Annotated in this window: 15 protein-coding genes; 9 read left to right on the top strand and 6 right to left on the bottom strand. The window is 38.0% G+C overall.

Annotated elements, in window-relative coordinates:
• The first annotated feature begins 6 nt into the window (after positions 1-6).
• The 5 genes from V7097_RS21115 to ade all read left to right on the top strand — a co-directional run bounded on the left by V7097_RS21115 (position 7) and on the right by ade (position 8,013).
• On the top strand, positions 7-2,172 hold the full coding sequence (locus tag V7097_RS21115; protein WP_335705613.1) for a hydantoinase/oxoprolinase family protein: 2,166 nt from the start codon (positions 7-9) through the stop codon (positions 2,170-2,172).
• Positions 2,169-4,220, top strand: coding sequence for a hydantoinase B/oxoprolinase family protein (locus V7097_RS21110; protein ID WP_335705612.1), 2,052 nt, complete (start codon positions 2,169-2,171; stop codon positions 4,218-4,220). Before V7097_RS21115 ends, V7097_RS21110 begins: the two co-directional genes overlap by 4 nt.
• Before the next feature lie 25 nt (positions 4,221-4,245).
• Positions 4,246-5,187 carry a uroporphyrinogen decarboxylase family protein gene (locus V7097_RS21105; protein WP_335705611.1) on the top strand — a complete coding sequence of 314 codons (942 nt, stop codon included), beginning with the start codon at positions 4,246-4,248 and terminating at the stop codon, positions 5,185-5,187.
• Positions 5,188-5,463: 276 nt separating this feature from the next.
• A complete protein-coding gene (locus V7097_RS21100; protein ID WP_335705610.1) occupies positions 5,464-5,931 on the top strand; it encodes a nucleoside deaminase in 468 nt (155 codons plus the stop codon).
• A gap of 318 nt (positions 5,932-6,249) precedes the next feature.
• The gene (ade, locus tag V7097_RS21095; protein WP_335705609.1) at positions 6,250-8,013 is read left to right on the top strand and encodes an adenine deaminase; all 1,764 of its coding nucleotides are present in this window, start codon (positions 6,250-6,252) and stop codon (positions 8,011-8,013) included.
• A 150-nt stretch (positions 8,014-8,163) separates the two neighbouring features.
• Here the strand turns inward: ade and V7097_RS21090 are convergent, their stop codons facing one another.
• Positions 8,164-8,517 carry an acylphosphatase gene (locus V7097_RS21090; protein WP_335705608.1) on the bottom strand — a complete coding sequence of 118 codons (354 nt, stop codon included), beginning with the start codon at positions 8,515-8,517 and terminating at the stop codon, positions 8,164-8,166.
• A 193-nt stretch (positions 8,518-8,710) separates the two neighbouring features.
• Here V7097_RS21090 and V7097_RS21085 point away from each other — a divergent pair, with 193 nt between their 5' ends.
• From V7097_RS21085 to V7097_RS21075, 3 genes are all read left to right on the top strand, one after another.
• Positions 8,711-9,259: an NADPH-dependent FMN reductase gene (locus tag V7097_RS21085; RefSeq protein ID WP_335705607.1), complete on the top strand. Its 549-nt coding sequence runs from the start codon at positions 8,711-8,713 to the stop codon at positions 9,257-9,259.
• A 199-nt stretch (positions 9,260-9,458) separates the two neighbouring features.
• On the top strand, positions 9,459-10,454 hold the full coding sequence (locus V7097_RS21080) for an MsnO8 family LLM class oxidoreductase (RefSeq protein WP_335705606.1): 996 nt from the start codon (positions 9,459-9,461) through the stop codon (positions 10,452-10,454).
• A gap of 201 nt (positions 10,455-10,655) precedes the next feature.
• Positions 10,656-11,093 carry a ferritin-like domain-containing protein gene (locus V7097_RS21075; RefSeq protein ID WP_335705605.1) on the top strand — a complete coding sequence of 146 codons (438 nt, stop codon included), beginning with the start codon at positions 10,656-10,658 and terminating at the stop codon, positions 11,091-11,093.
• Positions 11,094-11,177: 84 nt separating this feature from the next.
• Here the strand turns inward: V7097_RS21075 and V7097_RS21070 are convergent, their stop codons facing one another.
• The 4 genes from V7097_RS21070 to V7097_RS21055 all read right to left on the bottom strand — a co-directional run bounded on the left by V7097_RS21070 (position 11,178) and on the right by V7097_RS21055 (position 13,027).
• Positions 11,178-11,537 carry a carboxymuconolactone decarboxylase family protein gene (locus tag V7097_RS21070; protein WP_438824264.1) on the bottom strand — a complete coding sequence of 120 codons (360 nt, stop codon included), beginning with the start codon at positions 11,535-11,537 and terminating at the stop codon, positions 11,178-11,180.
• Between the two features lie 20 nt (positions 11,538-11,557).
• Positions 11,558-11,692 carry a hypothetical protein gene (locus V7097_RS21065; RefSeq protein ID WP_335705604.1) on the bottom strand — a complete coding sequence of 45 codons (135 nt, stop codon included), beginning with the start codon at positions 11,690-11,692 and terminating at the stop codon, positions 11,558-11,560.
• 64 nt (positions 11,693-11,756) lie between these two features.
• Positions 11,757-12,782: a spore photoproduct lyase gene (splB, locus tag V7097_RS21060; RefSeq protein WP_335705603.1), complete on the bottom strand. Its 1,026-nt coding sequence runs from the start codon at positions 12,780-12,782 to the stop codon at positions 11,757-11,759.
• On the bottom strand, positions 12,779-13,027 hold the full coding sequence (locus V7097_RS21055) for a transcriptional regulator SplA domain-containing protein (RefSeq protein WP_335705602.1): 249 nt from the start codon (positions 13,025-13,027) through the stop codon (positions 12,779-12,781). Before V7097_RS21055 ends, splB begins: the two co-directional genes overlap by 4 nt.
• A 156-nt stretch (positions 13,028-13,183) precedes the next feature.
• Between V7097_RS21055 and V7097_RS21050 the strand changes: the two genes are divergently transcribed.
• Positions 13,184-13,609 carry a YugN family protein gene (locus V7097_RS21050; RefSeq protein ID WP_335705601.1) on the top strand — a complete coding sequence of 142 codons (426 nt, stop codon included), beginning with the start codon at positions 13,184-13,186 and terminating at the stop codon, positions 13,607-13,609.
• 50 nt (positions 13,610-13,659) lie between these two features.
• Here the strand turns inward: V7097_RS21050 and uvsE are convergent, their stop codons facing one another.
• Entirely contained in the window at positions 13,660-14,625 is a 966-nt protein-coding gene (uvsE, locus tag V7097_RS21045; RefSeq protein WP_335705600.1) for a UV DNA damage repair endonuclease UvsE, read from the bottom strand.

The following is a 14,625-nucleotide window of genomic DNA, read 5'->3' as shown; positions in this document are numbered from 1 at the left end:
GAATAAATGACAACAAAAATAAGAGCGACAATCGATATTGATATCGGGGGAACATTTACAGATTGCTTTATCCGATACGGAGATCAATCGGTTATTTCTAAGAGTCCAACAACTGGATATGACTTATCAGTAGGATTTATTAAAGCCATTGAAAATGGAGCGGAACTCCTTGACTTAGCCATTGATGAACTATTAGAAGAGACGGACATGATTCGTTATTCAACTACAGTTGCAATGAACAAACTAATTGAACGAAAAGGTCCAAAGCTTGGTTTTATTACAACCGAGGGATATGAAGATATGCTATATATCGGAAAGGGAAGCCAATGGCAAGATGGTATAAGTTCATTAGAAAGTAGGAAAATTGCCGAGGTAAGCAAGCCGATTCCGTTAATTCCGAGAGAAAATGTTGTGGGCGTAAAAGAGCGAATTGATTATACAGGAGAAGTAATTCGTCCACTTGATGAAGAAGATTTTAAAGATAAACTACAATATTTAGTTGATCAGGGGGTAATGGGCTTTGTTGTATCTACTTTATGGTCCTTTAAAAATCCTGTTCATGAAAAAAGAATTAAGGAGCTTATTGAAGAAGAATATCCAGAGTATTACCTCGGGAATATGCCGGTTGTTCTTTCAAGTGAGGTTATGCCTAAGAGATATGAATATACCCGATCAAATGTGGCGATTTTAAACGCTTATCTCCACCAGGCAATGGCAGAAGAATTGTCCAACATTGGAGATGAACTACGCGATTTAGGGTACAAGAATCCACTTCTAATGGTTCACAATACAGGAGGAATGGCAGAGGTTTTCCGTACATCGGCAGTTAATACGTATAATGGAGGGCCAGTTGCTGGGATCATTGGAAGTAATCAACTCGGTAAGTTATATGATTATCCTAATATTGTCGTTACGGATATGGGTGGCACGAGCTTTGATATCGGGCTTGTTGTGGACGGAGAAACAAATAATTATCAATTCAAACCAGTCATTGATCGTTGGCTAGTTGATATGACAATGCTAGAAAGTAAATCGATAGGAACAGGTGGAGGCTCAATTGCATGGATTAACGATTTTCTCGGAGGTCGACTAGAGGTTGGTCCTCGAAGTGCAGGTAGTTTTCCAGGGCCTGTAGCTTATGACCAAGGGGGAACGGAGCCAACAGTGACAGACGCAGACCTTGTATTAGGTTATCTAAACCCTGATTATTTTCATGGCGGAAACTTAACGTTAAATATTGAAAAAGCAAAGCAAGTAATCGAAGAAAAAATTGCTAAGCCATTAGGTGTAGATGTCTATGAGGCTGCTTATCTTATTAAAAAAGTATGTGATGGAAATATGGCAAATATTATCCAGAAAGAAACCTCGCTTCAAGGAAATGATCCTAAAGATTTCGTACTATTTGCATTAGGTGGTGGCGGTCCTGTACATGGTGCAGGTTTTGGATTTGAGGCGGATATTCCAAAAACAATCGTTTTACAACAATCGCCTGTATTCTGTGCCTTCTCATCTTCCATGATGGACATCATGCACATTTATGAACAATCAAAACACATCATTCTCCTGGAGCCTGGAACAAAGAAGTTTTTAACCGACTATGAATCTCTAAATTCAGTTGTACGTGATCTACAGGAAAAAGCTATCCGCGATATTACGGGGGAAGGATTTAATGTAGAAGATATTCAATATCAATTGGAATTAGATATGAAATTTGGTGGACAGCTTAATATTAAAAGGGCCGTTTCTCCTACTTTAATCTTAAACAGGCCTGAAGATGTCCAAAATCTGTGGGATAGTTTCACAGAAGAATACTCAAATGCATACAGTTCCATTGCCGTTTATCCTGAAGGTGGAGTCGAAATTGAGAATATTGTTTTAAAGGCTATTGTTCCACAGGATAAGTTTAATTTTATCCAGAATGAATCCATCGGTGAAGATGCAAGCCATGCGATAAAAGGAACTCGAAAAGCGTACTGGCCAGACCTTGGAGGATTTGTAGACACCAACATTTATCAGCTTGAAGACTTAAGAAGTGGTAATAAAATAGAAGGTCCAGCTTTAATAGAATCACCACATACAACGGTTGTATTACCACCTAACGTAATTTATACAGTTGATCAATATTTAAATGGATTAATCGAAAAGAAAATGGTTGAGGAGGTATCGGCATGATTGATTTTGGAATTAATGATCGAATCCATCCAGAACCAATAGATGAATTTGAACAATTGGCCCTTGAAAGTTTAAAGCCTGGTGAATATGAAATTTATAGTGAAAAGCTAAACCAGTTAGTGCTTGAAGCCAAAGAAATATTAACGAAAATCGGAGTTTCCTCCATGCTTCATTCAGGGGATATTGTTGTAGGCTTGTATACAGCAAAAGGGGACCTTGTTGCTGCTTATTGTGGAGTTTATCTACATGCTGTCACCACTCAGATTGGAATTAAATATATTCTTAAACATTATAAGGACGATCCTACAATTGGAATTAATGAAGGAGACATTTTCTATGCAAACGAAGCGCTCTATGGAGGAGTTCATAACCCAGACCAGGTTGCGGTAATGCCTATTTTCCATAATGATGAATTAGTTGCATGGGCAGCAGCGGCGGTGCATCAACCTGAAACAGGTGCAATTGAACCAGGTGGTATGCCACTAACAGCAAAGTCTCGAGCAGATGAAGGAATGAAATTGCCACCAATTAAAATTGGTGAAAACTATCAAATTAGAAATGATATGTTAAATATGATGGCAAACATGGTCTCAAGAGCTCCACGAATGCAGATTATTGATACAAAAGCTCGTGTTGCAGCGTGTGATCGTTTGCGTGTTCGTGTTCAACAGCTTATTGAGAAAAAAGGAGTAGACCTTGTAGTTGGCGTAATGAGAAAAATGTTGATTGTAGCAGAGGAAGGAGCACGTAAGCGTATTTCAAGCTGGCAGGATGGCGTATACCGTTCAGTTTCTTTCATGGATACAATGGGAACTACAGATTCATTGATGCGTTGTGCCCTAACCTTAACGAAGGAGGGAGACTCCCTTACATTTGATTTCACAGGTTCATCACCTGAAAATGATGGTTCATTTAATAGTTTTATGCACATCGTTCGCGCTCATATCGCAATCTATTTATTTGGTGTACCATTTGCAGATTTACCAACATCATCTGGTATTTTCTCATCAATAAAGGTTATTGTTCCACAAGGTACGTTTTTAAACGCAAATGTCGATGCTTCGGTAGCTAACTCACCAATTACCAATAGCTGTGTCTTATCAACAACCTCTAATGCTTTTGCAAAAATGCTATATGCAAGTGGGGTAAAAGAACTTTCAACAAGTGGATACGGGGCAGGTGGATGTGCTGTTGTAATCGCTGGCCAAAACCAATGGGGTGTCCCATTTGCTGATATGCTTGCAAACGTATTGAACAGTGAAGGTAGTGGAGCAAGAACGCATCGTGATGGAGATAACTCTTTTGGATTCCCTTGGGGTTGGTGGGGGAAAGCTCCAGATGTGGAAGATATGGAGAATGAGCAACCACATGTACATTTATATTTTAAACATTGGAAGGATTCAGGAGGATTTGGGAAATATCGTGGTGGAGCAGGTACAAATGTAGCATGGGCTGTAAAAGGCGTTCCATTCTTAGTGTACCAATCTATCATTAAGCATCATAAAGTTCCAATCTCGCAAGGGTTATTTGGTGGATATCCACCTCCGTCACATCCTGGAATTAAGATTGTAAATGCTAATTACTTTGAGAAAATGAAAAATGGGGATGAAGATATTCCTGTCAACACAACAGACCTTGTAAAAAATCGCTCCATTAAAGGAGATTACGTTGTTGAGCGTGCACCACGTCCAGCCGCACCTGTTAGTGACGGTGATATTTATGTAGCAAATTCTACTGGTGGTGCTGGCTATGGTGATGTGCTTGATCGGGAACCAGAAAATGTGATTAAGGACTTAAAGGATGAACTCATTTCAGATTGGGTAGCCCAAAATATATATAAAGTGTCCTACGATTCAGAAACGCTAACTTTAGATGAAGAGAAGACCGAAAAGCTAAGAGAAGCGGAAAGAAAGGATCGTTTAGGCAGAGGAAAAAGCTATGATGAATTTATGGTTGAGTGGTCCACAAAGCAACCACCTGAAGAAGCGCTTATCTACTATGGAAGCTGGCCGAATGCAGAGCCTTTACGACAAATTGTCCGTATGTAAGGTTTGAAAACAAAGGAGTTGTTCCATGGATAAAAAAGAATTAGTTCAAAAATTTTTTAAAGGTCGGGCTGTCACTCGACCTCCTTTTCTCCCATTAATAGGTACTTATTTAACAAAAGTGGATCAAGTATCAATTCCTTCGATATTACAAGATGATAATACTTTTTACTCAGTATTATTAAATACTCAAAAACTTCTAGGCTATGATGCTATTATTTTACCAATAGACACTTCTTTAGAGGCGGAAGCTCTCGGTGGAATTGTAGAGTGGAAGAATCAAGAAATGCCTAGTGTTAAAGAAATACCAATTACTCAAGAATTAGTATCATCCGATTTTTTGGATAGGGGTAGAGTGCCGGTTGTAAAAGAGGTTGCCCAGCGATTGGTAAAGGTTCGAGGAAAAGAATTACCGATAATTGCAACTATAACAGGACCAGTCACTATTCTCAAAACTCTTTATGGAGCAGAAATCAATACAGATTTAGGATTAATGAAAAAGCGGGCTGAAGTAATAACACATGCAATGATAGCACTCTGTAAAGCTTTTGGCGATGCAAAGGTAGATGGAATCCTTATTAATGAAGATTTGTTAGATCCTGCATTATGGGAAGAATATAAGGATGTTTATAAGCCTCTCTTTAATGTAATTAAATTTTACAATATTTTTGGCATTTTGCGGTTATCGTCCGAGGTTGATGCATTTGAATCAATAAACCATTTGCCGGATGTTGTTTTAGGTTCACAGGAATTCATCTCCAATAAGGATTCAGTGAAAACAAAAGGTATTGCATTATCAACATCAATTTGGGAAGAAACGTTGGATCTTACTCAGTTAGCTTCATTGTGGAAAGAAAACAAAAAAAGAAGAATGTTTTTATCATCTAGCCATCCACTTGACATAGAGATAAATTTAAGCGAGATTCAGAAAAGAACGGCAATAATTTGCAATGAAGAAAATTGGCTTTAATCATATGGGAACTCACCTTAAAAACAGAAGGTGAGTTCTTTTTGTTATATCTAGACTTCAATATATATCGACAAATTTCTGGATGAGACAGGAAGTATTTTAAGTCCTGTGAAAAGTGTTATTAGATAACCACCAAGGTCTCTCAAAACAAGTCCACGAGCGTTAATGGAAATTAATTAATTCGTCGCATTTACATCACTATGTATTTTACTTAGACTATAAAAGTCAGAAGATTTCCAATGTTATAACAGGAAACTGAAAAAGGAGAATGCTAATATGAATCAAGCAATGGAGCTAGCTATTAAAGAAGCTAGAAGAACAATGAATAAAAATATTGGTGGACCATTTGGAGCATCAATAATAGATGAACAAGGCAATATTATTTCAGTCGCTTCAAATACTGTTTTAGGTACGAATGATCCAACGGCACATGCAGAAATAAATGCAATTAGAAAAGCAGGTGAAAAATTAAAAACGCATGATTTATCGAATTATATTTTATATGCAACTGGTTTTCCTTGTCCCATGTGTCTTTCTGCAATTATTTGGGCGAATATCAAGAGAGTGTATTATGGGTGTACTTCAAAAGATGCCGAAAAAATTGGTTTCAGAGACGATTTTATCTATAAATTTATTAATAATAATTTAGAAGACAAAGAGATATTGATTTTAGAGGAATTAGATAGATGTGAATGTTTAGAGTTATTCGGGGAATATATAGAAAAGGAAAAAGAACTATATTAGGAATGGATCTACGTCAATATTTTGGACACAAAAAGTTAAATTTATTAATGGTGCTTATCCTCCGAGAAGTAGAAAAATACCATGTGTGACTGGAATTTGTTTGAAAATGTTCCCGTTTTTCGTTTTTGGTTGTCATACCCCTATATTGGTCCTTTATTCCGAATTTAATCCTAGATTTGCTCATCGCAAACCCGAGAAACATACGGTTGATTTAACAAAAGGGCTTTTTTACGAGGATGGGGGGATTTGTGGCGGAATCATGGAGGTCTTTATAGAATCAGTGATCATATAATTTTTTAACGTTTTGAGGTGAAAAATTTGCAAAAAAATCCAGAAAAATTCAAAAGACAAATTGCTGCTTCTGCAAAAAAAGAACCCGCTGATATTGTCATTAAAAATGGTCGGATCATTAATGTGTTTACGCTTGAGATTATCGAGGAAGATGTTGCGATAACGGAAGGTCAGTTTATCGGAATTGGAAAGTATGAAGGAAAACGTGTAATTGATGCGAAAGGCCGTTATGTTTGCCCCGGCTTTATTGATGGGCATGTTCATATCGAATCCGCTATGGTGCCACCTCCGGAATTTGCGAAAGTTGTATTACCGCACGGTGTGACATCGGTGATTGCAGACCCACATGAAATTGCGAATGTGTCAGGACAAACAGGAATAGAATATATGCTTCAAGCGTCAGAGGGTCTATCGCTTCATGTTTTCATTATGCTTCCATCCTGTGTCCCAGCAACACCATTTGAAACCTCCGGGGCAACACTTAACGCCAAAGACTTGGCTCCTTTTTACCAACATGAAAGAGTTATTGGGCTAGGAGAGGTCATGAACTTCCCTGCTGTAAATAATGGAGAAGACGAAATGGTAACGAAATTGCTAGATGCTTGCGGTTACGAAGCATGTATTGATGGTCATGCGGCAAGTGTAGACGCACAAGGAATCAATGTTTATATGACGGCGGGAATTCGCACAGATCATGAGTGTGTTACTGTCGAAGAGGCACAGGATCGCCTTAAGCGCGGGATGTATGTCTTGTTACGCGAAGGTTCTGCAGCAAGAGACCTTAACGCATTGATAGAAGTGGTTACGGAAAGGAATGCGAGAAGATGCTTGTATGTTACAGACGATAAACATCTTGACGATTTAATAAAGGAAGGGGGCATCGATCACAATATCCGAATGTCGATAGAAAAAGGGATCGATCCGCTCATTGCGATACAAATGGCAACATTAAATGCAGCCGAATGCTTTCAATTAAAACGTAAAGGAGCCATCGCTCCCGGCTATGATGCTGATTTTATACTACTTGATGACCTTGAAAAGATCACGATTTCTGAAGTGTACAGTCTTGGGGAATTGGTCGCAGTAGACGGAAGATGTGTTGATTCTTCTTCACCGCCCGTTAGCCTCTCCGAAAAGATTATCGATAGCGTTCGAATGAAAGCAATTACGAAAAATGATCTTACGATTTCGATTGGAGAAGGGCAATTGACAAATGTTATCGAAATTATCCCAAACAGTCTTGTCACGAAACATCGAACTGAATTGGTTACCGTGGAACACGGTCATTTCGTTCCATCTATTAATAATGATCAGTTAAAGCTCATTGTTATCGAACGCCATAAGAAAACCGGAAATATTGGACTGGGCATCGTTAAAGGCTTTGGGTTAAGTTCGGGAGCGATTGTAACAACTGTCGCCCATGATTCTCACAATATTATAGGCGCAGGAATAAACGATGAAGATCTTCTTGCTGCTATCCAAATTATTAAAGAAATGAAGGGGGGACTTGCGGTCGTAAAGAATGGAAGTGTATTGGCTTCTCTCCCGCTTCCGATTGCTGGATTAATGTCGGAAAAAGATTATGCAACAGTTGCCAAAGAGCTTGCTGCCGTAAACAATGCATTAACGGAAATCGGATTCCAAGCAGAATTCAATCCGTTTTTAACGTTATCCTTCTTAGCCTTGCCCGTCATACCCGAACTGAAATTAACAGATAAAGGCTTGTTTAATGTAAAGACTTTTAGCCATATACCGATAACTTGCTATAACAACAAAGACAAAAGCGATTGAGAAATCATTAATAGCTTTTGTCTTTTCTATGTTTGGGGATTTTATGAGATGATTACTTAACAAACGAATAATAGCATACTTACTCCATAATGGGATTTCTTCAAGAGCAGGCAATGGTTTAATCAATGATATTTGTATACACTTACTAATTTATCTCACTATTTTTAAGTCTTCGCTCTTCTTACTAATAGGAATGTTTATGACATCACATTTCTTTACAGATGCACGTATTAAAGATTTCATGGATTTTATTAGAAAATCTACTTTTGACTTTTCCCCCTGCAGTTCTGCTTCTACACTTCCATCTTCTAAATTTTTCACCCATCCCGTTAATTTCAATCTTTGAGCAATAGTAAATAATTCCAAACGGAATCCTACTTTTTGAACTCTCCCAGAAAAGATAACTTTTTTTCTTACTACAGTGCTTGAACCAAATTCGGGAAAATTAATATTATTGGCATGCCAAATAACGTAATCATCTCTTAATCGCTTTAATGCTTTCATTCTCTTATCCCCTTTTTTATTAGTATTATGGTAAATTTCTTCAATCTGCTTCGTTCGTGCAATAAGTATTTTTACCAATTTTAACACATAATTCCTTGGCCAACTAAAGTATTTAAGCAACCTGTTTGAAAAATGAAACAATTTCATATAATGTGTAGGTATTATGGATTTTTAATTTTTGGGAGGCAAAAGTATGAACATTGTAACACTCGTAGGCAGTTTGAGAAAAAATTCGTTTAATATGCAAGTCGCTAAGACTATGCAAGAACGATACAAGGATAAACTAAATATGCAAATCGCTGATATCGGTGCTTTACCTCATTTTAATCAAGACGACGAATTGGATCCGTTACAGGTCGTAAAGGATTTTAAAGCGTCAATTGCCAATGCAGATGGTGTCATCATTATTACACCAGAATATAACTGGTCAGTTCCAGGCGTGTTAAAGAATGCTTTGGATTGGACATCACGCGGTGAGAAAGTATTGATTGGTAAGAAGGTCATGACACTTGGTGCAACTCCTGGGATGTTAGGAACTATCCGCGCCCAATTACATTTACGAGATATCTTAGTAGCGCCGGGTATTCAGGCAGAGATTCTCCCTCCAGGTGCAAATGAAATTTTGATTAACTTTGCAAGTCAAAAAATAGATGAGCAAACAGGTCAATTGGTTGATGAAACAACACTAAGTTTCTTAGATAGTAAAGTTAATGCGTTTATTGATTTTGTGAAATCAGAATAAAGCTACATATTAAGAAGGTGCCAGTCCACAATTGGGAATTGGCACCTTTTTTCAGTCAATGAATGATAAGACCTTAAATAAGTATCCTTTTCATCAATATGCTATATTTGGATTAAGAAGAGTTCAAAGCCCTATCGACTAAATTGATCAAAGTGAGCGACCATAACTTTTACATACAATGAAAGGAGAATGATAGAAAATGAGATTAAGTGTACTCGACCAAGCACCAATTACGAAAGGAAATTCTCCTGCTGGTGCATTAAAAAAAGCGGAGGAGCTTGCAATTTTGGCAGATGAATTAGGCTATTACCGGATGTGGATGGCAGAGCATCATGGAACCGGTTCATATGCTAGTTCAGTTCCAGAAATTTCAGTAGCACATTTGGCAGCGAAAACAAAGCGGATCCGAATTGGAACAGGTGGAGTCATGATGATGCATTACTCTCCCTTGAAGCTTGCAGAGGTGTTCAAAACATTAAGTTCATATTCTCCAGGAAGAATTGACTTTGGAGTTGGACGTGCACCTGGTGGAGACCAATATGCAGTCTATGCATTATCGGAAGGTCGCCAACCAATGGTAAATAATATGTACGAGAAATTCGACCTTGCTTTACAAATGATGAAAGATGAAGTACCTGACCATCCGCTCTATAAACATAACATCGCAACACCATCCCAAGTCGTTTTACCAGAAGCATGGTTGCTTGGTTCAACCGGAAACAGTGCTGTAATGGCAGGTAGGATGGGGGTTGGCTATTCCTTTGCACAATTTTTCAACGGGGAAATGACGAAGGATATTTTAGAATTATATAAAGAAGAATTTAAACCAACCGTCTTTATGGAAAAGCCAGAGATTAACGTTTCCTATATGGTTACCGTTGCAGAAACAGAGGAGGAAGCTGAATTCGAGGCATTGCCACATGATATTGCTCGTCTATGGTTAATGCAAGGGAAGCTTGGACAAGTGTTAACCCCAGAGGAAGCACAAAACTATCCATTAACTGAAGTAGAACGGATGAATATTCAAGAAAATCGGAAAAAGCTTCACTTAGTCGGATCAGCTAAGGCAATTGCTGAAAAACTGCGCTATGAACAGGAAGAGTATGGTTTTGATGAAGCAATGATTTGTAGCATCCCCCATTCACAGGAAAAAAGGTTGAATGTATATAGATTGTTAGCAAAGGAACTTTTATAAAATGAAAGAAGCGTCTGCCCTATGAATGATATAAAGTGGGAAGACGCTTATTTTTTTGGGTCGGAGGGACAGGTCCCATGTACCAAATCCGTTTTTTACTGTGAAATCAAACCTAAGCCTCATCTTTTTAGAATAATAAATACTCCCCAAATGCAATCTATTAAGGATGATTAATAGCTACTTTTTAAAGGATGTGAATCTTTGAAGGACAAAGAGATTGTGGTTGAAGAACTGAATACTTTATTGAGAGGAGCTTACATGGGGATTCGTGCTTTCGAACACCATATAGAGAAGCTGGAGGAACCTGTAGTTAAGCAAAAAATCCAATCAATGCAACAGGAAACCAAGATGAATGCGCAAAAGCTTGCAGAACGCATTCAAAATCTAAACGGTGTACCTGCCGACAGTGAAGGGGTTACAGGAACTATGAACGGTTTCATGCATAAGGTCATGCTTTCTGATCATCCAGAAGAAATTTTGAAAGATGCATTAAAAGGTTTAGAAAAATATGGTGTTGAATATTCAGAAGAGCTTGTGAAGGGTGACCTTGATCCGGAAAGTAAGAAAGTTGCGGAAGATGTTATCGATACAAGTCGTAGACATGCGGAGGAGATAAAAAATTTGCTAAATCAAATCTAAACGACAATGAACACACTTTAATAGTGTGTTTTTTAATGAAAAAGACAGTCTAATCAAAGACTGTCCTGAGTCAAACATGCTCCACTACTTCAATTGTTTCAATTCTTCAATACTTTCTTGAACAAGTGTGACGGCTTGACTCATAGCTGCTCCTCCGCCAAACGCTGCGGTTACACCGACAGCCTCGAGAATTTCTTGTTCAGAACAACCTTGATCTAAACAGCCTTTTGTATGATAGATGATACAATATTCATCCTGTGAATATATACTTATTCCTAAAGCAATTAGATGTTTTTGCTTTTGGGATAAGATGCCTTCTTTAAAGCATTCTTCGGTAAAAGCGTTATATAGTTCAGCTAGCTTTGGCATTTTTTTTGTAAAGACACCAATACCGGACTTATAATCAAGAAGGGCAGCCTCTGTTGCATTTCTAGCTTCATCCATAATAATGTCACCTCATTTCCCTATTGATCACCTTTTGCGTTTGGATCCTTGCTATTAGCTCCATAGTCTGGTACATGGCTCGCATGTTCTTCATGGTATCTTGAACCTGAGCCAACTTCACTGTTTCGTTGTTTATTCTTTTTTTGCTTTGGCATTGTTTTCACCTCTACATTTTGTTTGGGACAAGGAACCCTTGTCCCAAAGTATTGTTACCTTGGTTTATGTGAAGTATTCTAATTTCGCTTCTGGGAAGAATTTTTCCATGTACGCGTACAGGTGATTTTTAATATCCTCTTCTTCATCTTTTTGATAAATATATTTTCCAATTCCGTATTTACCCCATTTATATCTTCTTTTCTCTTCATCCAATTCTAATTTGGTCATAGGGTAGTTTTTTTCGATGACTCTTTTTGCGGGTTTGGTGAACCGGTGCTGAATGAATTCAAAGGTTAAGTCCTTTTTTGCTTCTTCCGGTAACTCCGCCTCTAAACGTTCAAACATTTTATAGTATCCATCTTCCCATCCTTCATGAAGATAGATAGGGGCTACGATAAATCCAAGAGGATAACCAGCTCTCGCAACTTTACCTGCGGCTTCAATTCTTTTTTCTAAAGGGGAAGTCCCAGGCTCAAAATTTTTAACAATATAATCAGCGTTAACACTAAAACGAAATCTTGTTTTTCCGTTATGGTCGGCATCTAGTAAATGATCGACATGATGAAATTTTGTTACAAATCTTAATTTACCATGCTCAGACTTGCCGAAGTGCTCGATTGCTCGTTTTAGGGTGTGTGTTATATGGTCGATCCCTACAATGTCCGATGTACAAGATGCCTCAAACCGAGTGATTTCCGGGGCACGTTCCTCCATATATTTATCAGCTGCATCCAGAATTTCTTCCACATTGACATATGTACGTATATAAGGCTTTGTTCCCATCGTTGTTTGTAAGTAGCAATAATGACAATGACCCATGCAGCCTGTGGCAAAGGGAATAGCATATTCTGCTGAAGGCTTTGAGGTGTCAAATTTAAGTGTTTTTCTAATTCCCACTACAAGCGTTGACTTAGCAACCCGATATTTTTGGAAATCGTTATCACCAGGTAAGTTTCTAACCTGATTGTGTGAAGTGGTATATCGGATTTCCACATCCATCTTTTCAAATTTTTCGAGTAGCTGTTTTCCTAACGGATAATCTAATGCTTTTGGTTCAAAATAGATGAGCTTTGGGTTAAACGGCTTCATTCCAATGTCCCCTCTGAAAGCTCGCCATAGTAAAACTGATAGGCTTGGTTGGCTGCTTCTTCTGTGGAATAGACTGCGACTTCGTCCGATAATGGGTAATACGTTTCATACAAAAACAAGGCCAATTCATTTGGTCTCTCCGGGTGGTTCACAACAGCAGCTGCCTGTATATTAGCTACATCCTGCGTATGAGGATTTCGATAAAATACATAGACAACATCTCCAGCTTGATACATTTGTTCCATGACATCACCTTTTCAAAAGATCCTTTTTACTCATTTTTTCTATTTGCTCTTTAAGTTATGTCTACTTGATTATGGAAAAATAGGTTATATGTATGTTAATTCGTTCTTTTGAAAATAATACCAATTAGTAACTATGATTATTTGAGGTGAAAAAATGTGATAACTTTAAATTCGGTAATTGATGGAAAAAAGGGGAATTTCGGTGCCGTTAGAGATATTTTTGATTCTCACGGATGTAGTTTTTGCAGTAATTTTGAATATGATCAAGGGAAATTTGATGCTGTATTAAATCGTGAAAATGGAGAAACCATCTATCTGCGAGTCCCTTTTTTTGTAGTTGAAGGAATGCTCGATCATTCGAGTGCACGAATACAATTTGGAACGCCATACGTCATAAAGCATATCGTGAATTATGGGCTAGACTATGATCAGAACTCATTTTTAACAGCAACGACCGGACTTGATCAATTCCAAGAACCACTCGATAAGGACGGACATATATCAGATAAAAGCAGGTGGGAACAAGCTGGTGTTGAAGTAGTAGAACGTATTTACAACTCGATGAGAGACTTAGTATCCTAAATCGGATAGAGGACTGCTCATGGAACAAAAGGACAGTCCTCTGTCCCAAGTTATTTTAAATAAAACGAAGAGCCGTCGATTATTTCCACATCATCCCTCGTTTTGATTTCCTCGATTAATTTAAAGAGCGCAGCATCTTTTTGCTTGGCTTCAATCATACAGTCGATTTGAGGAACACTTCCCTTAATTTCTTTTAAAAACGTAAAAAACATATCTATATCGACATAGTCAGAATGATGACGAAAGGCTTCCGTACTTTTAGGACTTGATATATGCATTTTGATAGGGAGTGGTGAATGCTTCCACGTTTGTACCACTCTATCCCAATGTTCTTCCCAATTAGGGTTTTGATGGTGGGCTAAGTGGTGGTGATAATCAAAAACAAGTGGAATATTTAATTTTTCACATAGATAAAGTGTATCTTCCAGCGTAAAGGATGTATCATCATTTTCTAGCATGATCATCTTTTGAATCATTGCAGGGACGTCCATCCAATTAGTAACGAATCGTTCGAGTGACACATCCGTTTCTTTATAATTTCCGCCGACATGCATTACGCAGCGATGAATTGGATCAATCCCCATTGCTTTTAATAAGAGATAGTGGAGCTTTAGTGTACGTATTGAGTTTTTTAAAATTTCAACTTGGGGAGAATTGATCAGAACAAAGTGATCCGGGTGAAAATCAATCCGAATTCCATGTTCCTTCGCAAAATCTCCAATTTCTCGAAGAGTCGTTTTTAATGGTCTTATATAATTCCAATCGAGTAACTCTTCATGATTGGCTAAAGGGACTAGTCGAGAAGTTAGTCGGTAAAAATGTATGTCAGATGCTGCATTATGTTTTAACAGCCTTAGGGTATTGTTTATATTTGTTAGAGCGATACGCTCCAATTTTCGAATCGCTGCTTCGCGGTCATCTATTTTTTGGAATTGGGCAAACGTCATTGTTTTTGAAGGAGAAGCATTTTTTAGTTCTGTACTCATTGCTACATATCCAAGACGGACCATTGTCAC

It is taken from the genome of Bacillus sp. JJ1562 (assembly GCF_036962705.1).
GTDB lineage: Bacteria > Bacillota > Bacilli > Bacillales > Bacillaceae_L > Ferdinandcohnia.
The sequence above is the reverse complement of the archived record's forward strand: the minus strand, read 5'-3'. Positions and strand labels throughout refer to the sequence as shown.

Bases quoted from the DNA above. Each gene is read 5' to 3' on its own strand.
- V7097_RS21115 (WP_335705613.1), top strand. From the start codon at position 7: ATGACAACAAAAATAAGAGCGACAATCGATATTGATATCGGGGGAACA.
- V7097_RS21110 (WP_335705612.1), top strand. From the start codon at position 2,169: ATGATTGATTTTGGAATTAATGATCGAATCCATCCAGAACCAATAGAT.
- V7097_RS21105 (WP_335705611.1), top strand. From the start codon at position 4,246: ATGGATAAAAAAGAATTAGTTCAAAAATTTTTTAAAGGTCGGGCTGTC.
- V7097_RS21100 (WP_335705610.1), top strand. From the start codon at position 5,464: ATGAATCAAGCAATGGAGCTAGCTATTAAAGAAGCTAGAAGAACAATG.
- V7097_RS21090 (WP_335705608.1), bottom strand. From the start codon at position 8,517: ATGAAAGCATTAAAGCGATTAAGAGATGATTACGTTATTTGGCATGCC.
- V7097_RS21085 (WP_335705607.1), top strand. From the start codon at position 8,711: ATGAACATTGTAACACTCGTAGGCAGTTTGAGAAAAAATTCGTTTAAT.
- V7097_RS21080 (WP_335705606.1), top strand. From the start codon at position 9,459: ATGAGATTAAGTGTACTCGACCAAGCACCAATTACGAAAGGAAATTCT.
- V7097_RS21070 (WP_438824264.1), bottom strand. From the start codon at position 11,537: ATGGATGAAGCTAGAAATGCAACAGAGGCTGCCCTTCTTGATTATAAG.
- V7097_RS21065 (WP_335705604.1), bottom strand. From the start codon at position 11,692: ATGCCAAAGCAAAAAAAGAATAAACAACGAAACAGTGAAGTTGGCTCA.
- splB (WP_335705603.1), bottom strand. From the start codon at position 12,782: ATGAAGCCGTTTAACCCAAAGCTCATCTATTTTGAACCAAAAGCATTA.
- V7097_RS21055 (WP_335705602.1), bottom strand. From the start codon at position 13,027: ATGGAACAAATGTATCAAGCTGGAGATGTTGTCTATGTATTTTATCGA.